Source organism: Mobiluncus mulieris ATCC 35243, assembly GCF_000160615.1.
Lineage (GTDB): Bacteria > Actinomycetota > Actinomycetes > Actinomycetales > Actinomycetaceae > Mobiluncus > Mobiluncus mulieris.
Genome location: NZ_GG668519.1, coordinates 634,875 through 656,221 on the forward strand (window position 1 = coordinate 634,875; position 21,347 = coordinate 656,221).

Genomic DNA, 21,347 nt, shown 5'->3' on the forward strand with positions numbered 1-21,347 from the left:
ATCCTGGCGGCTCATTTTTATGATTGCGTACAACTACCAATCTAGGCCGAGAAACGCGGGAAGGCATCTCGACCGGCATAAACTGCGGCTTCTTCGAGGAAGTCCTCGATGCGAAGCAGCTCATTGTACTTGGCGACGCGCTCGGTACGAGCCGGAGCCCCGGTTTTGATTTGCCCAGCGTTGGTAGCCACTGCCAGGTGTGCAATGGTGGTGTCTTCGGTTTCACCGGAACGGTGCGAGGTCATGGAATGGTAGCGGGCGCGGTGCGCCATCTCTACGGCGTCCAGGGTTTCAGTCAGCGAACCAATCTGGTTTACCTTCACCAACAGGGCATTGGCCACGTGGTTGTCGATACCTCGTTTGAGGCGCTCCGGGTTGGTGACAAACAGGTCGTCGCCCACCAGCTGCACCTTGTCGCCAATTTCGGCGGTCAGTTGCTTCCATGCTTCCCATTCTTCTTCCGAGAGGGGATCCTCGATGGAAACAATCGGGTATTTGGCAATGAGTTTCTCGTAGTATTTCACCATAAAGTCGGTGTCGCGGCCTTCACCTTCGAACTGGTACTTGCCGTCCTTAAAGAACTCAGAGGAGGCCACGTCTAGTGCCAAAGCGACATCTTTGCCGGGCTGGTAGCCGGCCTTAGAGATAGCGTCCACAATCAAGTCGAGAGCCTCGGCATTGGAATCGAGGTTGGGGGCGAAACCGCCTTCATCACCCAGACCAGTCGCCAAGCCCTTGTCTTTCAGCACGCCTTTGAGGGCGTGATAGACCTCGGCGCCCATCCGCAGCGCTTCTTTGAAGGAAGCGGCTCCGAGAGGCGCAATCATGAATTCTTGGATGTCCACATTGGAATCCGCGTGCGAACCACCATTCAAAATGTTCATCATCGGAACCGGCAGGACATGCGCATTGGGACCGCCCAGATAGGCGAAGAGCTGCTGGTCGAGAGAGGCCGCGCTGGCATGAGCCGCCACGAGCGATACTCCCAGGATGGCGTTGGCACCGAGCTTGCCCTTGTTGGGGGTACCGTCGAGATTAATCATGGCCTGGTCAATGGCACGTTGATCCAAGGAATCCATGCCAATGATTTCGGGCGCAATAGTCTCGTTCACAGCGGCGACAGCCTTTTGTACGCCTTTCCCAAGGTAACGAGACTTATCCCCGTCACGCAGTTCCACCGCCTCGAATTGTCCGGTAGAAGCCCCGGAAGGAACCGAGGCGCGGGCAAAGGTGCCGTCTTCCAACTCCATTTCTACTTCCACCGTGGGGTTGCCACGGGAATCGAGGATTTCACGACCATAGATGCTTTCAATGATTGCCAATTTAACTCCTAGCTGTCAGGATTCTTCACAGGCCAGAATTTTCTCCGACCCGGTTCTATTCTCGTGCATTTTTCCGGTTTTGACCAGCAGTAACCAATCAAAATCACGTACTTCTCACCATATTCCTCACAGCCCAGCCTTTTTTGGCCGAAAGTCCCAAGATTTATCGATGCTTTACTCTTGGGGAGTTTCCATGCGCGGCTGAGCCTGCCGTTGTTGAATCTGTTGCTCTAGAATACTCAGTCCGTATTGTTCTCGAGCCGAGCGCTCCACCCCGGGATTCCCTAAGGAGTTGAAAATCGTGTTCAAAAAGGCAGCGGTTTTCGGGTTGGTGACGGGCAGTCCCAGGTTTTGGGCTACTGCCGGATTGGCTGCCGCCTGGCATAGGCTCAGGGTCAGCACGTTTTTGGTCTGGACGGACAGTTCGGTTCCCGCCGGTATTTCAAAGTCTTTCACCGGGATATCTTCCCACGTTGGGCAGTGTTTCAAAGCTTCTTTGCCCCCATGTTTCAAGGCCAGCAGGGACTGCAGTACGGTGGCCCGATCCACCAGTGAAATCTGAGCCAGCTCGGCAGAGACTTGCCCCAGCTCCGCTTCGGTGATTTCTCCAGCCTGGCTCACGGCCGCCACTCCCGGTTTGGCCTCGCAGCCACTCAGAGTCATCCCTAATGCTGCTATCGCGACCCCGGTCGCTACTGCTTGAAATACCCGTTTGTGTTTCACTGTGTCTCCTTGCCTCTAACCTTTGTTTCTAGCTATTGACATCTCGGCCAATTTTATCAAAAAGGCTTTATTATCGCCGAAATAACCCCGCTAACCCAATCCATCAGTTCCACATCTACCACGGGAGTTTCCGACAGCCCCTCGCGTTTTACTGGTTTGGGGATGAACAGTTCACGAGTCGCCAGTTTGATTATGGCTCCGGGATGCAATCGCTTCAGCCTAGCTAATTGGGAATCGGCCAGTTCAACTGGCGTGAAACGAATAAACTTCCCCCGCACCCCAATCTCGCGCAGCCCGTATTTCCGCGCCAAATTTCGCAGTTTAGCCAGCTCTCCTAACCGCTGTACGGAACTGGGTGGCCGCCCGTAGCGGTCATCCATCTCGTCGAGCAGCTGATCAATTTCTTCGTCCAAGGTGGCGTTGGACAGGCGGGTATAGGCATCGAGGCGCAGCGATTGGGCTTCGAGATAATCTTCGGGAATATAGGCATCGACGGGAATCTCCAGGTTCACAGCAGTATCCTCGGCTGGTTCTTCCCCGTTATAGGCAGCGACAGCTTCACCAACCATGCGCACATACAGGTCGAATCCTATAGAGGCGATATGCCCGGATTGTTCGCCGCCAAGTAAATTGCCTGCCCCCCGAATCTCCAAGTCTTTTTGGGCAATGGCCATTCCTGCCCCGAGGCTCGTATTCGAGCCGATGGTTTTCAACCGCTCAAAAGCCGTTTCGCTCAAGGTATCTCCGCCAGGATAAAGGAAATACGCATAGCCGCGTTCTCGCCCGCGTCCCACGCGTCCCCGTAACTGATGCAGTTGCGACAGTCCCATCCGCTCCGCCCGGTCGATAATAATCGTATTCGCGTTTGTAACGTCCAGTCCATTTTCCACGATGGTGGTGGACACCAACACGTCGAATTCTTGGTTCCAGAAATCCATCATGACTTGTTCCAGCTGGGTTTCGGGCATCTGGCCGTGCCCTACCCGAATGCGAGCCTCCGGTACCAGTGACTGCAAATGCTTGGCCACCCGGGCAATGTCTTGTACTCGGTTGTGAACATAAAACACTTGACCGTCACGTAACATTTCGCGTCTAATGGCCGCCGCAACTTGTCGGTCTGAATACGCCCCCACATAGGTCAAAACGGGGTGACGTTCTTCGGGTGGGGTAGTCAGAGTGGACAAGCCACGAATCCCGGTAATCGCCATCTCCAGGGTGCGTGGAATCGGCGTGGCGCTCATAGCCAACACGTCCACATTGGTGCGCAGCGCTTTCAAAGCTTCTTTGTGCTCCACTCCGAAGCGTTGCTCTTCGTCTATAACCACCAGACCTAGGTCTTTGAAGCGAACTTTTCCCGACAAAAGCGCGTGGGTGCCTACAACTACCTCGATTTTCCCGTCCGCCAAATCTGCTTTGATACGTGTGGCTTCTTTGACGGTGGTGAAGCGTGATAGTGCTGCCACCGTAATCGGGAAGGCAGCGAAGCGGTTTTGAAATGTCTCCAAATGCTGGCTGACCAGCAGTGTGGTCGGGGCAAGCACCGCGACTTGTTTCCCGTCTTGCACGGCTTTAAAGGCTGCGCGCACCGCGATTTCGGTTTTCCCGTACCCCACGTCTCCGCACAGCAGCCGATCCATGGGCACCGGTTTTTCCATATCGGCTTTGACTTCATCGATGGTGGTCAACTGGTCGGGGGTTTCGACATACTCAAAGGAATCCTCCAACTCGCGCTGCCAGGGTGTGTCGGGGCTAAATGCGTGGCCTTTACTGGATTGACGCACCGCATAAAGTCGCACCAGCTCCCGGGCGATATCTTTGACGGCTTTCCGGGCTTTCTGTTTGGCTTTGTTCCAATCCGTTCCCCCCATCTTGGACAGCGTCGGGGTTTCCCCTCCCACGTATTTCGACAGCATATCGAGGGAATCAGTGGGAACCCACAGTAAATCTTTGGATCCTTGGCGTTGGGAAGGGGCATATTCCAACACCACGTATTCGCGCGAGGTGGCTTTATTCCCTTTTCCGATAGTGCGTTTTTCCAGTTTCACGAACCGTCCGATACCGTGTTGGGCGTGTACCACGTATTCGCCGGGGCTGAGGCTGAGCGGATCGATGGTTTTACGCCGCCGCGTGGGCAGTTTTACTTTCTGCTCGTGGTGGCGCGCTTGGCGTTTCCCCAAGGCCTCGGCTTCGCTAATCACCAGCAGTTTCGCCTCTGCCAGCGCAAATCCTTCTGTAATCGGCGCAACGGTGACCCAGGTTTTCCCACTGCGTTCGGGTTCGGCATCAAGGTCAGCGCTAACTTGAGCGGGGATGTCATTTTCTGCTAACAGCCTGTGGAGACGTTGCACCATTCCGTTGCTGGTGGCGGCAATCACCACGGTCCAGTGTTCTCGCGCTCGTTCCCGGATTGTACTGATTATTCCAGTTGCTCCGGTGGTGGGGAGTGGTACGGTTTCGGCTCCGCTGGTAGTGGCGGATTCATGAGTCGCAAATGGGGATATTCGCAAGGTTTTCATTCCTGCCTTGGCTTCGGATACACGCAGGGCATCCAAGTCGAGGAAAGAGGCGGTGTTTATCTCAAGGGGAATCTCGGATCCATCAGCGGCGGCCGACCAGGAAGCGGCTAAAAATTCCGCCGTGGTCTCGCCCAGTTCCACGGCGCGCGCCTCGAGTCGGGGTAAATCGGTGGCGACCAGTCTCGCGCCGGGTGGCAGTAGTTCGAAGAGTGGCTTCATCTCGGCCCCCAGTAAAGCACCGAGTGATTCTAAACCTTCGGAGTATATTCCTTGCGCCGCTAGGTTAAGAATCTCGGCAGCCTGGGGCAGTTGTGCAGCTAGACTGGCGGCGTGAACACGTGCGGTTTCGTCGAGGAGGAACTCGCGACACGCTGGAGCAGTGACCGATTGGAACTCTTGGTTAAAAGTGCGCTGATCGGAAACCGCAAAGGGACGGATGGAATCGATTTCATCCCCAAAAAGTTCGATGCGCACCGGGTGAGGGCTAACCGCAGAAAACACATCCACGATTCCGCCACGCAAAGAGTACTGACCTCGAGTCACAACTAATTCGGTACGTTCATAGCCCAAAGCCGCGAGGTCTCGAGACATCTCGTCGCGGCCGTAAGCCTTTCCGACCTGGGCTTTAAACAGTGGATAGCTAAGAATTTTTGTGTTGACCGGAGCCAACGCGGCGCGCATGGGTACCACCAGGAATTTGATGGGATTGTGTTCGGCGCTTTCCCCCACCTCCGAGTTTGTACCTTCTGTTCCAAAAGCTTCCGGGTGGGTGAGTCGATGCAGTGCCCAGATGCGACGTGCCATCGTGTCGGTGCGGGGCGAGAGTCTTTCATGGGGCAGGGTTTCCCAATCTGGGAAAACTTCTACCCCCCGAGTCCAACAGGATAAATCCCGAGCTAATTCTTCGGCTCCTCGTCCGCTAGGTGTCAAGATTACAGTTAAAGCAAGCGGAGGTAGTCCGGCTATAAGCGGGGCATAAAACCCGCTGGGTGCCACTATTTCCGAAGCCGCTTGATATGCCTGGCTCGGTATGAGGTCTAATAGCCCCCTTAAACTCATGGCTTCACCCTACTGTGTTTTCGATTTTTTCTTAAAGTAATCCCGGGCATTTCTTCAGGGATTGCCTAGGTGCAACCGCGCTTGTGCCTTAGCTAAGCCACTTTCGGCAACATCGTTGATACATTGTACCGCTCGGTCAAAAAATTCCTCAAGGTTAGCTTTTTCGGATTTCGGAAATCGTCCCAACACCCAGTTCACCACGTCCCCGCCTAGCTCGCGGCTAGGGGGGCGCCCCACCCCGATACGCAGCCGCGCAAAGTCTTTAGTTCCCAGCGTTTGCTGGATGGATTTCAGCCCGTTATGCCCTCCGTTCGAGCCCCCCACTTTAAGTTTGGCACAACGAAAGTTGAGGTCGATATCGTCGTGTACCACCACAAGATGTGCCGTGTCTATCTGATAGAACTTCAACAGCTGCCCCACCACCGGTCCGGAGGTATTCATATAGGTACCGGTATGTGCCACGATAACTTGCGGCGCGTCGATGCCGTATCCCAGGCGAATATCGGCCACTTTCGCCATGGCACCCCCGCGTCCCAGACTCTGGTTGCGATATTTTCCTCCGACACTTTCAACGAAACGGTCAGTGACCATATATCCGCAGTTGTGGCGAGTCTGGGCATATTCGATTCCAGGGTTGCCCAATCCGACCACGAGCCACGCGCCCTTCCCGTCTTCCATACGGGAAGGGTCTAAACGCGGCTCGTGTTTTGGGCTCATTTTGTATCAACTGGTACAGTTTTAGCCAAGCGTATCGCCCTACTCGGCTTCCCCAGCTCCCTCAGTTGCAGCGGCGTCTTCAGCCCCAGCGGCTTCTTCTCCACTGGATTCAGGAACCGCAACCTCTTGTGGGACAGCCACCGAGAGTACCACGGTTTCGCCATCGGTAACTGCCTCGACACCGGCGGGTAGTTTCATCTCAGAGACCAGCAATACCTCGCCGTCCTGCATGCCGTCTACATTCACCTCGATGGTTTCGGGGATATCTACCACTGGTGCCAGGACTTCGACGTGGAGTAAATCCAGGTTCGCTACGGTGCCCACGGCGGGTTCTCCGACTATCACCACAGGAACCTCCACATTGACTTTTTCGTCGGCCTTCACCAACAGCAGGTCGAGGTGCATGAGGCTACGCTTCACGGGATGGCGCTGAATGTCTTTAACCAAAACCATAGCCGGCTTCTTCAAGCCCTCCAAGGATATAACCGCGTTGGGGTTGTCCTTTACCAGCAAAAACGTGTCGTGGTATGGCAAAACGACATGTACCGGATCTGCCCCGTGGCCATAAACCACGGCGGGAATCTGGTCGTTCATGCGAGCGCGACGAGCGAAGCCCTTGCCAAACTCGGTGCGTTCACTTACTTTCAAGATGTGCTTTTCAGCCATTAGTCCTCCTCTAGGGGTTTACTTCTGTGTTTTCCCGGCTGGACCGCTGTCAAGCAACCAAAGCGTCCCATGCCCGAGGGCATTAAAAAAACCCGTCAATGCGGGCGAGACGTCCCTAGTTGAACCAGGGGCCGCGTCGATAACGGGTGTGATTCCAATCTGTTTGGAGCCAACCCCTCGCCGAGGCAACCCCACAAATATAGCAGTTGCGAGGATTTTCCTCAAAATATGTGGCGCAAACACCCGCAAAATGCCATACTCATCCTATGAATGAAACCGTTGAAACTCTACTTAGCCACCGTACTATCCGTAAGTTTGAAAACAAACCTGTTCCGGAAGATCTGATGCACACCCTTTTCGAGGTGGCGATGCGTACCGCCACCTCTCGGGCAACCCAAAATGCCTCGATTATCCGGGTAAAAGATCAAGCCAAACGCCAACGCTTAGCTGAAATTGGCGACCAGCCTTACCAGGCCAAAGCTCCGGAATACCTGGTGTTTATTGCGGATTGTGCCCGCGCTGCAGCGGTTTTACAAGACCTTGGTCATGACCCGGCCACGGCTGGCAGCCTGGACTATTTCCGTGAGGGCTTCACCGATGCGGTGCTGATGTGCCAAAGCGTGGCCAGCGCAGCAGAGTCCCTGGGGTTGGGAACCACCATGCTGGGCAGCATTCTGAATCAGCCGGCTGAAACCATTGCTGTCCTGAATCTACCTCAATACACTTTCCCGGTTTTGGGTCTAGTCTTGGGCTACCCCAATCAGAGCCCCGAACTCAAACCTCGCATTCCCCAAGATTTACGGGTTATGACCGATACCTACCAGGCTCCGGTTTCCTGGATAGATGCTTTAGCCCCCTATGACCAGGAAATGCACCGATACTACGACCTGCGTTCGACCAATCAACGTGAAGACACCTTCACGAACCAGATTGTGAAAAAGATGGGGGAATTTAGCCACAAGGATTCCCTACTAACGGCGGCGCTAGCCGCCCAGGGTTTCCATCTGGGCTAACGCTTTCACCCGAACTAGCACCTCATGATGTCCTACTCAAACAACGCTGCAACGGATCCTTCCTCAAAAACTTGCCGGATGGCGCGCGCCAACAGGGGGGCGATAGGCAAGACTACGAGCTGTGGAAAACGCTTCGCGGCGGGAATTGGCACAGTGTCGGTGACGATAATCTCTCGCGCCCCGCATTCACTCAAACGCTTCGTGGCCGGGTCAGACAGCACTCCGTGCGTGGCAGCCACCAAAACATCCTTTGCCCCAGCCGCTTTGAGCACCCCCACGGCTTCCGCGATGGTGCCACCGGTGTCAATCAAATCGTCTACCAACACGCAGGTGCGTCCTTCGACCTCACCGACGACCCGGTTGGCCACCGCCACATTGGGGCGGGTGGTATCTCGAGTTTTGTGGATAAAGGCCAGCGGATTGCCCCCCAGTCGATTAGCCCACTTTTCGGCCACCCGGATACGCCCGGCATCGGGGGAAACCACGGTCACTTTATTCAACTCCACCCGGGTGCGCACATAGTCAATGAGCACCGGCATGGCCATCAGATGATCCACCGGGCCCACAAAGAAACCCTGTTCCTGCGAGGCGTGCATGTCCACGCTCATCAGACGCGAGGCTCCCGCAGTTTTATACAAATCCGCCATAAGACGCGCCGAGATTGGTTCACGCCCCTGGTGTTTCTTGTCTTGCCGGGAATAGGGATAGAGCGGAGCCACCACGGTGATGCGTTTAGCTGAGGCTCGTTTCAGAGCATCAACCATAATCAGTTGTTCCATAAACCACTTATTCACGTCCCCGGAAATGGATTGGATGCAAAACACATCGCAACCGCGTACGGACTCGTTATATCGCACATAAATTTCCCCGGAAGCAAAGTCATAGATGGTGGTGGGGAGTACCTCGGTATCGAGGGCTTTCGCCACGTCCTCGGCCAGTTGGTGGTGGGAACGTCCCGAGACTATTACCAGTCGTTTCCGTGGCGTTTCGAACAAATCTGCCATCTCTATTCCTGTCTTTATCCTTGCTTGTGATGTAGTTGTAATTTATTTGTCCCCAGAATTAGAATCTGGGGCAAGACTCTCGGCGGTAGATTCAGCTTCGAGCGAATTTGTACCGACTGTTCCAATCTTTTCGGTGACAGCACGAGCCGCATCCGTATCGGGGCGATGTTCAACCACCCAATCGGGAATAATCCGCATGTCAAGCTGGTTTACCGCCAAGGCACCGGCAGGAATATCGTGACGCACAATAGTCCCCCCACCAGTATAGACACCATCGCCGATATGCACCGGAGCGATAAAAACATTGTCCGCCCCAGTGCGACAATACGAGCCCACCGTGGAATGGTGCTTGTTTACCCCATCGTAATTGGCGAAAATCGTGGCAGCCCCAATATTGGTGGCTTCACCGATAGTAGCATCCCCCACATAGGACAGATGCGGAATCTTAGTGCCACGTCCAACTTCAATATTTTTGGTTTCGCAAAACCCGCCCACTTTGGTTTCCGGTCCCAGTCGGGTACCTGGCCGTAGATAAGTGAAAGGCCCAATATTGGCTCTATCCCCAATTTCAGCTGAAATCGCGTGTACCCGACAGACTTCCGCCCCGTCTCCCACGCTCACATCAATCAAGGTGGAATCCGGTCCAATTCGGCAATCCTCACCAATAACCGTGTTTTTCCGCAATTGTGTATTGGGGTAAATCGTCGTATCCATCCCTATGCTGGCATCGGCGTCTATCCAGGTGGAGGCCGGATCAATAATCGTCACGCCGTGCAACATCCAATACCTAGTGCGGCGGCGATTGTATTCGGCGCGCAGTTGTGCGAGCTGCGCCCGGTCATTACACCCCTCAGCCTGTGCTGTGTCAGCCAGCACCACAGAGGAGACTCTTCTCCCGTTCTCACGTGCTACTTTCAGCGTGTCAGTCAGGTAAATCTCGCCCTGGTTATTACTAGCGGATAGTTTCGGCAAAGCCTCCGCCAGGAATTCGGTATCGAAAGCATAAATCCCCGCATTGACTTCTTTAATCTGCTTCTGGGCATAAGTAGCATCCTTTTCTTCGACAATGCCCGCTACTTGCCCGGCAATACGTTGAATCCGACCGTAGCCGAAAGGATTCGCTATCTTCGTGGTCAGCAAGCACAGAGCCGAGCCCTCATCCTCACAGGTTTCCGCCAGCGATAGTACGGTAGAGGACTCCATTAGGGGCACATCTGCCGAGGTCACCACCAGGGTGCCTTCCTGCCCTTGCCCGATTTCTTCGAGTTTTTGCAGCGCACACCACACGGCTCTTCCGGTACCAGGTATTTCGTCTTGGTCGGCAATAATTATATCGGGACAGACCTGTTTCGCTTCGGCTGCTACCGCGTCACGTTGATGTCGCACTACCAGCACGATGCGTTCTGGCTTAATTTCTTGAGCGGTGTGTATGGCGTGCGACAACAAGGTTCGCCCCGCAAAAGAGTGTAAAACCTTTGCTTTCTTTGATTTCATGCGAGTTCCTTGACCCGCCGCCAAGATAACGATGGTGCTGATTTGAGTCAAAATGCCCTCCGTTCAAAGCTTGTGGTGCCTCCGGGTATGACCCGGCGCTCGGACAAAACTATCCTACCGCCTCTGGAGACGACACTGTACTCGGGATACAAAAAGTTCCGCCCCCAGGATTCGAACCCAGACTAAAGGTACCAAAAACCTCTGTGCTGCCATTACACCAGGGCGGAAAGCGAGATGAAATCCTAGATTTCATCCACGGCTTCCTATTTTGCCATTTTTCTGTTTTATTCCCAAGTCCACAGTCTAGTTTGAACTAAAGAATCTCTATCTCAAGATATCATGGGAGGAAAGTGCTACCTGAAAGCGACTAACTATGAAATCTGTTGATAAAAACGCACCGTACTCCGATGAAGTCGACGAGATTCTCAGCGCCTGGAAGAATCTTATCCCCGAGGCCGACTTAGCGCCTCTATCAGTGTTTTCGCGCTTAACACGCCTCTCACGACACCTGGATGTGGCCAGACGGGCGGCTTTTTCCCGAGTAAATCTAGAGCCTTGGTCTTTCGATGTGCTCTCAGCGCTACGCCGAGCCGGCGAGCCTTTCGCCTTGACTCCCGGAGCGTTGATGCAGCTTTCCCTGGTGTCTTCGGGGACAATGACGAATCGAATTGACCGTCTCGAGGAACGCGGTCTGGTTACCCGCCTGCGCCATCCCGATGATCGCCGTGCCGTCTTGGTGGCTCTAACCGATGCTGGTCAACAGTCTGCCGACGCGGCGATTACCGAGTTGCTCGCGATTGAGCGGACTTGGCTGGGAGATATGTCAGAGGATGACATAACACAGCTTGCTGATTTATTGCGGAGTTTGCAGTATTCTTTCGACAATCCTCAATAATCTGGTCCGGTGGTTTTTATCACCGTCTTCACGAGGGGATTGTCTTGAAGTTCCGCGTAAACCTGCGCGGCTGCTAATGCATCCGCGCACAGACAGGCCACCGTGGGTCCCGACCCCGAAATGATTGCCGCCAAGGCTCCGGCTTGCACAGCGGCCGTTTTCACAGCCTGCAGTTCCGGGCGCAGGCGCAACGCCGCCGCCTCCAGCTCATTGTACAGTTCAGCGGCAAACACCCGTGCTGGGGCTTCAAATTTCATTAAGAATTCCTTTGGCAATGAGTCTGGCAGGACGGGGAGCTTCGCTCCGGATAAAGCCCGCTGCCGGTCAAGTTCCCCAAACACTTGGGGGGTAGAGAGCCCAGCACTCGCAATCGCCAGAATCCAAAACCGTTTTGTACCGTTCGGTAAAGGCTCTAGGATGTCCCCGAAGCGGGTTCCCACCGAGTTGCCTCCCAGCAACAAAGCGGGCACATCTGCCCCAAGACGCGCTGCCACTTCTAGCTGGCGCTCCTGACTCAAACCTAGTTGATAGAGTCGGTTCACCCCTACTATTGTCCCGGCGGCATCCGCCGATCCCCCGGCCAATCCCCCGGCAATCGGAATCTTTTTGTCAACCAAAACCTGGGTGGGGGGAAAATCCACCCCGCTGGTTTCGCGCAGTAACCGCAGGGTTTTATACACCAGGTTCCCCGGCCCATCCAGATGTTCTTCCGAGCCTAACCCTGACTCTAGCCGGGTCTTTACCGCATCAATTCCCTCATCTTGGATTGTGTTTCCTCCCGATTGTGTACCACTTATCCCAAGGGGCTGAATTGTGAGGGTCTCCCCCAGGCTCAAGCACTGAAACACCGTTAACAGCTGGTGGCGAGGGGCATCAGAATCGGCTATAACCGACCCGACACGCAAATAAAGATTCACCTTACCAGGAGAAAACACGCTAACACTGTCGGGTTCCTGCGCCACAATTCGTGCTCCTCGCACCTTATCTGTGCAGTTGTTTTGTTTTGATTTCATGAGGTGCTGGCTCATTTCCCCACCGTTTCCGTGGATTCCACCCGAGCTAAATACGCAAAATCCGCCACCCCCAGATTCTCGGCGCGAAGCCCCGGGTCTATCCCGGCTTTTTCCAGTAATCCGGCCGCCGTATCTGGCGAACCACAGAGCCTCGCCAGGGATTGACGCAGGGTTTTGCGGCGCATCCCGAAGGCCGCCGTAATGAACTCAAAGCTACGCTGCCGCAGGGCTTCCATCTCGCTGGCATTCAAGGATTCAACACCCGGGAAAAGACGCGGTGACTCACGGCGGAATTCCACTACGGTGGAATCCACATTGGGGATGGGCATGAATACCTGCCGGGACACCCCAAAGGCACGTCGGGCGCACCCCCACCAGGCAAGTTTCACACTGGGAGCCCCATATGCCGAATCCCCCACTCTGGCGACCAGGCGGTCAGCTACTTCGGCTTGTACCATCACCTGGGCACGGTTAATTTCGGGCATAACTTCTAGGATATGCAACAGTATAGGCGTGGCCACGTTATAAGGCAGATTGGCTACCAAGGCCACCGGTGGCGGCCAGCCAGTATCTGTCATTACTCGCGACGTGGAATCCAGGTGCAGCGCATCAGCACAGCTTACGTACAGATTTTCGACTAGCCCCTCATGAACCCGCACAGTGGTGGGCAAAGCGGCAGCTAGACGGGAATCTATCTCTACCGCGATAACCCGTGCCCCAGTCTCTAGCAAAGCCAGAGTCAGGGAACCCAGACCAGGACCGATTTCCAGCACCACCTCGGCGGAGCTTAGCGATGCCCCAGCAGCGATGCGGCGCACCGTGCCGGGGTCGGTCACAAAGTTTTGTCCCCGTTTCTTAGAGGGTTTAATGTCTAGCGCCAGGCACAGCTCACGAATGTCTCGAGTCCCCAGCAGTTCAGTCACAAGCTCAAGTTTAGCTTGGGTCTTAGCGTAACCCGAGCTTTCGGGTACAAGCCGGCCATTGTCCCCATCCGGAGCGAGCCTGGAGAATCTTGGCGCGATGGGTTTGTTCTTCGGCACTGGCATCGCTGGGCAGACCGCTGCCACCCACGGAAAGCCAGGTAGAGAGAGTGAACTGGTACATGCCATAGAAACCGTTGCCAGTATTAGTGCCGGGACGTCCCCCGGACTCACAAAAAGCCAGTTTGGACCACACGTCATCGCCCACCGGAATCGCGGCGGCAGCGGGACGTTCTTTGGTTCCCACCGTAACTTTCTGGCTGACAGGCTGCGCCAGGATTTTCTCGCTTTGCACGGTTTCCGACTGCACTTGGCCATCAACAGAGCGCACGAGTTTCACGATTTCTTTCTCTCCGTTCTCGCCTTTTTGGGTCACGGTTTTATCTCCCTGATATTTGGAGTCGTCCTTAGTGGTTTCGGTCTGGAAGGGAATCGGCTCCTTGAGGCTAACCTGTTCCTCAGTGACCCGCTGGACTTGAATCAAGGGCAGGTTCTGGGGCGAGAACTTGACGGTCAGGATATCTTTTTCCCCCACGTTAAGCTTTGCCCGCTGCAAAATATCCGCGCTATTTTCACCGGTAAGTGCGCTAATCTCCTGGGTGTTTCCATCCGCAACCAGTTGCAGTTTATCTCCCGGCGCGAACAAAGGCAGGGGATTGCCGTGATGGTCTTTACCCGCCGTAGCCTTAAACACAACCTCTTTATCAGGCCAATTGGCCTTAATTGCAGCCGCTGCGCTGAGTTCAGTGGTGGCAGCACTGGCTTCCTGCCCGTTCAAATCCACGGTAACCTCGCGGGAAGATTGAATCTTGATGGTCATCCCGTTTTTCAGGGCAGCAGCGCGGCTAGGCTCAACTTTGTCTTGTTCGTCAAGGGAAATCTTATTTTCCTTCAAGGCATCAGCCACGGTCGCACCCCACGAGTACAGAATCTTGGTTTTCCCGTCCAAGTTCAGGTTCACTGACTTACGCGCGAGGGCAAAGGCGGTGCCAATCCCGGCAGCGACCACCGCAATCATCAGCAAAGCCGCCAGCATCACAACCAAGAGATGTTGGGAACGCGATGCCACCGCGTCAGCAGAGAGGTGGCGCGGAGCACGGGGAGTAATTTTACGTATCAACTTAGTCATCTTTCGCATCGGTGAAATGTTACCAAAACGTTATAAAATTATCCAAATCGTTATCTATTTTGCCACATTAGTTAACAGCTGTCACTACTTTCTCACTTTTCGGAGTTTTTTAAGCCAATTCCATAGACTTCCCCGGCATTTTCACAGATTTGACAGCGCAGGGTATCCGAATCCACCCCCGCAAGTTGCGCTAAGAAATCCGCTGTGTGCCCGACTAAATAAGACGCGTTGGGTCGGCCCCGGTAGGGCTGCGGGGTCAAATATGGCGCATCGGTTTCCACCAAACATAGCTCGCGGGGCATCACCAAGACCGCCTCCTGTAAGTCACGGTTGGCAGGATAGGTAACATTGCCGGCGAAACTGGCGTACCACCCGTTCGCAGACAGAATTTCTGCCAACTCCCGGTCGCCCGAAAAACAGTGAAACACGGTGCGGCGCGGAGCCCCCACCCGGAGCAATAATTCCACGCAGTCCGCATGCGCCTCGCGGTCGTGAATCTGCAGGGGCAAATCCAGGGATTTGGCCAACTCTATATGCGCCGCAAAGGACTGTTTTTGGGCATCTTTCCCAACCTCAGCGGTGCGGAAATAGTCCAGGCCGGTCTCACCGATTGCCACGACTTTGTCTATGCGACGCGCGGCTTGTTCCACTGCAGTCAAGGCATCTGCCAGGGGAACTTCCTGCCAAGCCTCGCGGATTTGAGCGACGTTATCTGGCCCGGTTTCGAGAATACCCTCGTGGTGCGGCGCTTCATTGGGATGTATCGCCACCGCGAAGAACACCGAATCGAAAATCGGAAGTGCGAATCTTTCGCGCTGTTCGTCCAGGGTTTGTACCTCTACCAGGGAACACTGCGAAACCACCATCGCCTCCACCCCGGCCATGCGGGCACGGCGAACCTGCTCCTCGGCGCTAAGCCGTACTCCCGAGGTATCCGAAATAAACTCTCCCGGAAGGAGTGGCAAATGGGTGTGGTTGTCGACCAACGCTGCCCGACCAAACGTTCCCCCCTCAGCGGGGGCGAGTTCTGGCCGGGGAACCGGGGGCCACAAACGCGGCTTGTGTTTACTCACAAGCGGTCTATTTGCCCAGCAAATCCGCGTAGCGGACGATTTCTTCGTCCACCACGGATTCGTCCAGCTTTTCGAAAACCGGCACCGGCTTCGCCACTTTTTGACCGACCGTTACCGGGTGACGCTCCCAGGTGGGGGTGTCCGTGTAATCTCCGGTGATAATCGGATAGGTGCGCGGCGAGCCGTCGTCGTTCGAAACATCCAAATCCACGACTTCTTCAATTCGGGGCATCGGAGCGATATTACCCTCTCCACCCAACACCCGGTCGATGGTATTGCAAGAAGTTGGCAAGAACGGAGACATCATGCAATTCAAATCGGTGACTACCTGAGCCAGGACATGCAAAATTGTCCCTAAACGATTACGCTGCGATTCGTCTTTTAGCTTAAAAGGCTCGGTCTGTGCCACGTATCGGTTCGCCTCGCCCACCAAACGCATTACTTCACCCAGGGCGGCTTTCTGGTGGTGCGCCTCTATCAGCCCACCCACTGTGTCAAAACCAGTGGCGACCATATCCAATAATTCTTGGTCAATGCCCTCTAACTTCCCAGCGGGAGGAATCTCGCCGAATCGCTTGGATATCATCGCAGCAGTGCGGTTTACCAGGTTGCCCCAAGCGGCCACCAATTCCCCATTAGTGCGACGCACAAACTCAGCCCAGGTGAAATCTGCATCCTGATTTTCTGGTCCAGCCGCCGAAATGAAATATCGCAACGCGTCGACCTGGTAGCGTTCCAGCATGTCGCGCACGTAAATCACGATGCCCTTAGAGGTAGCGAATTTCTTGCCTTCCATGGTCAAGAACTCCGAGGACACCACTTCGGTGGGCAGATTCAAATGCCCCAAGTTCCCCGGGTCTCCCCCTCGGCTGCCTTCTCCGTTATATCCCAACAGCTCGGCGGGCCAAATCTGGGAGTGAAACACAATATTGTCCTTACCCATGAAATAGTAAGACAGCGCCTCGGGGGAGTTCCACCACTTGCGCCATGCTTCGGGGTCTCCGCTGCGGCGAGCCCATTCAATCGAGGCCGACAGGTACCCGACCACGGCATCAAACCACACATAAAGCCGTTTGGGTTGATCTTCCCAACCGGGGATGGGAATCCCCCAGTCAATATCGCGAGTCATGGCGCGAGGCTTAATTTCCTTCAAGAAGTTCTTCGAAAACTTAATCACATTGGGTCGCCAGGTTCCGGTGGCTTCCCGCTCGTCGAGCCACTTAGTCAAGGCTTCAGCCAAAGCCGGCAAATCCAAGAAGTAATGTTCGGTTTCCACGAATTTCGGGGTTTCTCCGTTGATTTTGGAACGCGGCTTAACCAAATCCGTAGGATCGAGCTGATTGCCGCAGGCATCACATTGATCGCCACGCGCCCCTTCAGCTCCACAAATCGGACAGGTACCTTCGATATATCGATCGGGCAAGGTTCGTCCGGTAGAAGGTGATATCGCTGCCCGAGTAGTCTGTACCAACATGTAGCCATTGTCGCGTACCACCTCAAACATGGCACGCACGGTCTGGTAGTGATTACCTGTGGTGGTGCGGGTAAACAAATCATAGGAAAGCCCCAGTTGCACCAGGTCTTCTACAATCAGCCGGTTGTTTTTGTCGGCAAGTTGGCGCGGAGTCAAGCCTTCTTTTTCCGCTTCGACCAGAATAGGCGTACCGTGCTCATCCGTCCCGGAAACCATCAACACCTCATGGCCTTTCATGCGCATGTAGCGCGAAAACACATCCGAAGGAATTCCGAAACCAGCTACGTGTCCAATGTGGCGCGGCCCATTAGCGTAAGGCCAGGCCACGGCTGAGAGTATATGTGTCATAGCTCAATCCTATGCCTAAATCCACGAACTAAGCCACATCCGCCAATAAAACTGGTGTTGCGGCATGGTCATCCCCGTCCAGATGGGAAAGAAATACACTGCCACCAGAAAAATCAGCGCCACTATAAACAATCCCAAATAAATCTGTACCTGGTTCACGGGGAAAGAACGAGGCACCAAATTGTACCGACCAACCCAATTCTTGTCGCTGCAGATACGCCACTGTCCCATCATGACTCCCAGCGTATAAATCACCGCCAACACCACGAAGGGGGAAATCACCACGGTGTAAAAAGTGAAAATAGTACGGTTGGAGTAAATCATCCACGGGCCGAAAGTCGCGAAGTATCCGGCCAATACCAGCCCCGCGCGCCAATCCAGGAACACAAGGCTGCCCATTATCACCACCACTAAGGCCAGGGCTCCAAACCACCACAATAGCGGGTTACCCAGCGAGGTCACGGTTTGGATACACTGGTCTTTTCCACAATTTCCCGCGACTTTCTGGTAGTAAAAAGAAGTCGGACGCAGCTGCAACAGCCACCCCCACGGGCTGGCCTTATAGGGGTGATCCGAAACCAAGGTGGTGTGAAAATTCAGAATCTGGCGGTGGTATTCTAGCCAGTCGCGCCACCCGCTGCCCCCGGTGTGCCCCCAACCGTTAGGGTTTAGGAACCATCCCAACCACGAGCCCACGTAAACTACCGCTGTGATTGGCACCAGGTTTAAAAAGGCCGGGATTCCCCCAGTCAGAACCGAGGAGCTAATCCAGTAAGGTTCTGTGGCCCAGCGGGCGGAAAGCTCGCGGATGAACACGAAAATCCCGAATACTGCCACCACGTAGAGTCCCGACCATTTCACAGAAGTTGCCAATCCCCAGGCTATTCCAGCAGCGAATAGCCACGGGCGCCACCAAAATACGGGTCCAAGCAGGCTCCCCTTCCTTTGGGTTTTTTCGGTTTCTTGGGGGGACTTCCTGAAAGACCTAGGTAAGGGCGAGAAAGACCATGTTTTTTTGGTTTCTTGGGGGATTGCTACAGCTGGCGACCGGTACCGCGCCGGGTTAGCAGCCGCCGGTACTTTCTCGGGTTGATTCGATGTCATCAGATTGGCGGCTTGGGTTGGTGCGATTTCATGAGGTGCCAGCCGCAAATCCGGACGCTTTGCCCGCAATCCCAGCGTACGGCGGGTCTCATCAGCCCTCAGCAGCGCCGTCAACAGTTTCGGCCGGTAGCTCAGCTGGTCTCGAACCAGGAATACGACCCCCAACAGGATGAACAACTCCAACAATATATCCAGTATGGCCGTGCGAGACAGGGCAATCTGGACTCCATCCAATGCCATTAACACACTAGCCAAGGTGGCCATTTTCCCATTTCCAAACAGATGCCACACAATACGCCCTACCAGGAAAACGCAAATACTACCGGCCAGGCACACGGCCAGACGCCACCCCCAGGGATTATTTCCTAGCAGCTCAATTCCAAGGCCTATCAGCCATTTCCCGACACTGGGATGCACTACGAAGGCTCCTTCGGTAGGCAGGGTCAAATGTCCACTAATGAAAATATCGTCGTATTCTTTGGGCCACTGTACTTCGTAACCGCGTTTAATCAACCCATAGGCATCCTTGACATAATAGGTTTCATCGAAAACCAGGGTCTTGATGGCACCCAGTCGCCACAATCGTGACGCAAACGCCACCAGCATCACTACTAGCGGTCCGTAGCACCCCCACCGTGCCGCCGGAGATTTCGGAAGAGGCAACGCCCCAAACTCAGCACGCAGGAACATCGGGGGGTGCTTCATTTTCACTCTTCAAGTCTAGTCAGAAATTTGGGGCAGTATGCTAATTCGTGGAAAATGAAATGATGAATTTTCCCAGTCCTTTCGAAACAGTGTCTTTGGTTTTAGCGGCTACACCGATTGGTAATCTCGGTGATGCTTCGCCGCGTCTTGTCCAAGCCCTGCTTGAAGCCGAGGTTCTGGCCTGCGAAGACACTCGACGCTTACGGGACTTAGCCAGGCGCTTAGAATTGAACTTGTCCGGGCAACTTTTGGCCTACCACGAGCACAATGAGGTCGCAGTTACCGAGGATTTACTGACGGCAGCACGCCAGGGAACCAAAGTACTACAGGTAACCGATGCGGGAATGCCGGGGATTTCCGACCCCGGGTTCTGTCTTGCGCGCGCGGCCACTAGAGCCGCCGTGCCTTACACCGTCCTACCTGGCCCCTCGGCACCGCTCCTGGCTTTAGTAGCTTCGGGACTCCCCACCGACAGTTTTCGTTTTTGTGGGTTTCTGCCTCGTAAAATCACTTCTTTGTACCAAACGTTACAATCCCTATCCGCCGATACTTCCACCCTGATTTTTCTGGAATCTCCACGCCGAGTCCTCGCTACTCTCGTGGCTTTCCTAGAGATTTTCGGCGCGAACCGCCCGGCTGTGCTCGCCCGGGAGCTCACCAAAATTCATGAGGAGCTATTGGGTTCTACCCTCGGTGAAATCCACGCTAATTTGGCTTCAAGGGATGAAATCCGGGGAGAAATCGTTTTGGTGGTGTCCGGTGCGCCGGCACATGAGACCGCGGAAATCACTCCCGAGATTCTCGAAAAACTTGACCAGCTGGTACAAAATGGCATGCGTGCTAAGGATGGAGCAAAACTACTCTCGCAGTGGTTCAAAGTTGGAGCCAAGGCGCTCTACGAAACTCACATAACTCGCCGACACGATTCATGACCATATTCCAGATGGCACCTCATGAAGCCACCGAAATCGCCACTGCCAAGACGCACTCGGGCTAAACTGAAGCTATGGAGCCCTTGGACGCGCACACCGAAACCCAATTGGAAACCCTCGCCGAATGGATGCGTGGACGCAAGACCGTGCTGGTAACCGGCGCGGGTATGTCCACCGACACCGGAATCCCAGACTACCGCGGCCAGGGCAACACCACGATTCCTTCAGTGGAATATGACCAGTTCGTCTCCGACCCGGTATGGCAGCGCTGGGTGTGGGCACGCAACCATCAGACCTGGCAGACCATGCTGAAACTCGACCCTGCCCCGGCGCATCTGGCTCAAGCACGTCTGGAACGCGCGGGTCTGTTGACCGGAATTGCGACCCAAAACGTAGACGGTCTCGATTTCAAGGGCGGATGCAAAACTGTCTTCGAGATGCACGGCACCTTCTTGAAGGTCGAGTGCGTGGATTGCGGAGCAGTTACTGACCGAGCCCCCCTGCACGAACGACTCACAGCGGCGAATCCGGACTACCCTTTGGATCTTGACCCGGCACATGTCGCGATTTTGGCTCAAGCCGATCGCGAGGCCGCGTTGGCTTGCAACTTTCACACAGTGCCCTGCGAGACTTGTGGGGGTTTGTTGAAGCCGGCAGTAGTGTTTTTTGGTCAGTTGTTGCCTGAAACAACCATGAATCGCGCCCGCGCGGCCGCAGCGGAAGCTGACGTGGTGCTAGTGGTGGGCAGCTCACTGGTGGTAGGCACTGCCTCTTTCGTAATGCAGGCAGGCTTAATTTACGGTGCCCCACTAGTAATTATCAATCGTGGTCGTACCCAGTACGACCACATGGCCGATTTGCGTATCGAAGGCGGGGCCAGTGAATGTTTGACCCGGTTGGCGGATTTGCTGGGGGCTTAGCCTGCGGGTGGGGGCACTACGCTACCGGCAACATAACGCCGAAGCCACGAACTATTTCTGGGCGACAACGGCGCACTCGGGACGAGCTTTTGATTCGTTTTCGTACCCACCTGCATGAAACCTGACTTTCCCTGCCTGTACCAACAAAACAACACTAATTGCCCAACCAAAAAGTCAAGTCAAAACGACTTTTATCCCATCTTCCCTTGAAACACCAACGAAAAACCAAGAAAAAATCAACACTTTCTGTCCACTAAGCC

17 protein-coding genes and 1 tRNA gene are annotated in these 21,347 nt (G+C 54.8%); 4 read left to right on the top strand and 14 right to left on the bottom strand.

Features of this window, described 5'->3' with window-relative positions; genetic code table 11:
* Positions 1-41: 41 nt before the first annotated feature.
* The 5 genes from eno to HMPREF0577_RS07870 form a co-directional block, all read right to left on the bottom strand.
* Positions 42-1,322, bottom strand: coding sequence for a phosphopyruvate hydratase (gene eno / locus HMPREF0577_RS07850; protein WP_004013277.1), 1,281 nt, complete (start codon positions 1,320-1,322; stop codon positions 42-44).
* Between the two features lie 174 nt (positions 1,323-1,496).
* Positions 1,497-2,045 carry a hypothetical protein gene (locus tag HMPREF0577_RS07855; protein WP_004013997.1) on the bottom strand — a complete coding sequence of 183 codons (549 nt, stop codon included), beginning with the start codon at positions 2,043-2,045 and terminating at the stop codon, positions 1,497-1,499.
* A gap of 56 nt (positions 2,046-2,101) precedes the next feature.
* Complete coding sequence (gene mfd / locus HMPREF0577_RS07860; RefSeq protein ID WP_004013279.1) at positions 2,102-5,620, bottom strand: transcription-repair coupling factor; 3,519 nt, start codon at positions 5,618-5,620, stop codon at positions 2,102-2,104.
* 54 nt (positions 5,621-5,674) lie between these two features.
* On the bottom strand, positions 5,675-6,298 hold the full coding sequence (gene pth / locus HMPREF0577_RS07865; protein ID WP_004013280.1) for an aminoacyl-tRNA hydrolase: 624 nt from the start codon (positions 6,296-6,298) through the stop codon (positions 5,675-5,677).
* 78 nt (positions 6,299-6,376) lie between these two features.
* Entirely contained in the window at positions 6,377-7,003 is a 627-nt protein-coding gene (locus HMPREF0577_RS07870) for a 50S ribosomal protein L25/general stress protein Ctc (RefSeq protein WP_004013281.1), read from the bottom strand.
* Between the two features lie 266 nt (positions 7,004-7,269).
* Here HMPREF0577_RS07870 and HMPREF0577_RS07880 point away from each other — a divergent pair, with 266 nt between their 5' ends.
* Positions 7,270-8,016, top strand: coding sequence for a nitroreductase family protein (locus tag HMPREF0577_RS07880; protein ID WP_004013282.1), 747 nt, complete (start codon positions 7,270-7,272; stop codon positions 8,014-8,016).
* A 32-nt stretch (positions 8,017-8,048) separates the two neighbouring features.
* Here the strand turns inward: HMPREF0577_RS07880 and HMPREF0577_RS07885 are convergent, their stop codons facing one another.
* The 3 genes from HMPREF0577_RS07885 to HMPREF0577_RS07895 all read right to left on the bottom strand — a co-directional run bounded on the left by HMPREF0577_RS07885 (position 8,049) and on the right by HMPREF0577_RS07895 (position 10,741).
* Positions 8,049-9,020 (bottom strand): ribose-phosphate diphosphokinase, encoded by a 972-nt coding sequence (locus tag HMPREF0577_RS07885; RefSeq protein ID WP_004013283.1) that lies wholly within the window; start codon positions 9,018-9,020, stop codon positions 8,049-8,051.
* A 42-nt stretch (positions 9,021-9,062) separates the two neighbouring features.
* Positions 9,063-10,565 carry a bifunctional UDP-N-acetylglucosamine diphosphorylase/glucosamine-1-phosphate N-acetyltransferase GlmU gene (gene glmU, locus HMPREF0577_RS07890; RefSeq protein WP_004013284.1) on the bottom strand — a complete coding sequence of 501 codons (1,503 nt, stop codon included), beginning with the start codon at positions 10,563-10,565 and terminating at the stop codon, positions 9,063-9,065.
* 105 nt (positions 10,566-10,670) lie between these two features.
* Positions 10,671-10,741 (bottom strand) — tRNA-Gln (locus tag HMPREF0577_RS07895).
* Positions 10,742-10,887: 146 nt separating this feature from the next.
* Here HMPREF0577_RS07895 and HMPREF0577_RS07900 point away from each other — a divergent pair.
* A complete protein-coding gene (locus HMPREF0577_RS07900; RefSeq protein WP_004013285.1) occupies positions 10,888-11,409 on the top strand; it encodes a MarR family winged helix-turn-helix transcriptional regulator in 522 nt (173 codons plus the stop codon).
* On the opposite strand, the gene HMPREF0577_RS07905 is transcribed toward HMPREF0577_RS07900, so the two are convergent.
* The 6 genes from HMPREF0577_RS07905 to HMPREF0577_RS07930 all read right to left on the bottom strand — a co-directional run bounded on the left by HMPREF0577_RS07905 (position 11,403) and on the right by HMPREF0577_RS07930 (position 19,220).
* Positions 11,403-12,422, bottom strand: coding sequence for a 4-(cytidine 5'-diphospho)-2-C-methyl-D-erythritol kinase (locus tag HMPREF0577_RS07905; protein WP_218563544.1), 1,020 nt, complete (start codon positions 12,420-12,422; stop codon positions 11,403-11,405). The two genes, HMPREF0577_RS07900 and HMPREF0577_RS07905, sit on opposite strands and share 7 nt — an antisense overlap.
* An 11-nt stretch (positions 12,423-12,433) precedes the next feature.
* Positions 12,434-13,345, bottom strand: a complete 912-nt coding sequence (gene rsmA, locus HMPREF0577_RS07910; protein WP_004013287.1) for a 16S rRNA (adenine(1518)-N(6)/adenine(1519)-N(6))-dimethyltransferase RsmA — start codon at positions 13,343-13,345, stop codon at positions 12,434-12,436.
* A 22-nt stretch (positions 13,346-13,367) separates the two neighbouring features.
* Positions 13,368-14,540 carry a resuscitation-promoting factor gene (locus HMPREF0577_RS07915; RefSeq protein ID WP_004013288.1) on the bottom strand — a complete coding sequence of 391 codons (1,173 nt, stop codon included), beginning with the start codon at positions 14,538-14,540 and terminating at the stop codon, positions 13,368-13,370.
* Between the two features lie 83 nt (positions 14,541-14,623).
* A complete protein-coding gene (locus HMPREF0577_RS07920) occupies positions 14,624-15,604 on the bottom strand; it encodes a TatD family hydrolase (RefSeq protein ID WP_004013289.1) in 981 nt (326 codons plus the stop codon).
* Positions 15,605-15,611: 7 nt separating this feature from the next.
* On the bottom strand, positions 15,612-17,426 hold the full coding sequence (metG, locus tag HMPREF0577_RS07925) for a methionine--tRNA ligase (protein ID WP_004013290.1): 1,815 nt from the start codon (positions 17,424-17,426) through the stop codon (positions 15,612-15,614).
* Between the two features lie 15 nt (positions 17,427-17,441).
* On the bottom strand, positions 17,442-19,220 hold the full coding sequence (locus HMPREF0577_RS07930) for a dolichyl-phosphate-mannose--protein mannosyltransferase (RefSeq protein ID WP_004013992.1): 1,779 nt from the start codon (positions 19,218-19,220) through the stop codon (positions 17,442-17,444).
* Positions 19,221-19,294: 74 nt separating this feature from the next.
* Between HMPREF0577_RS07930 and rsmI the strand changes: the two genes are divergently transcribed.
* Positions 19,295-20,167, top strand: a complete 873-nt coding sequence (rsmI, locus tag HMPREF0577_RS07935; protein WP_004013292.1) for a 16S rRNA (cytidine(1402)-2'-O)-methyltransferase — start codon at positions 19,295-19,297, stop codon at positions 20,165-20,167.
* Positions 20,168-20,241: 74 nt separating this feature from the next.
* Positions 20,242-21,087 (top strand): Sir2 family NAD-dependent protein deacetylase, encoded by an 846-nt coding sequence (locus tag HMPREF0577_RS07940; RefSeq protein ID WP_004013293.1) that lies wholly within the window; start codon positions 20,242-20,244, stop codon positions 21,085-21,087.
* Positions 21,088-21,347: the final 260 nt, after the last annotated feature.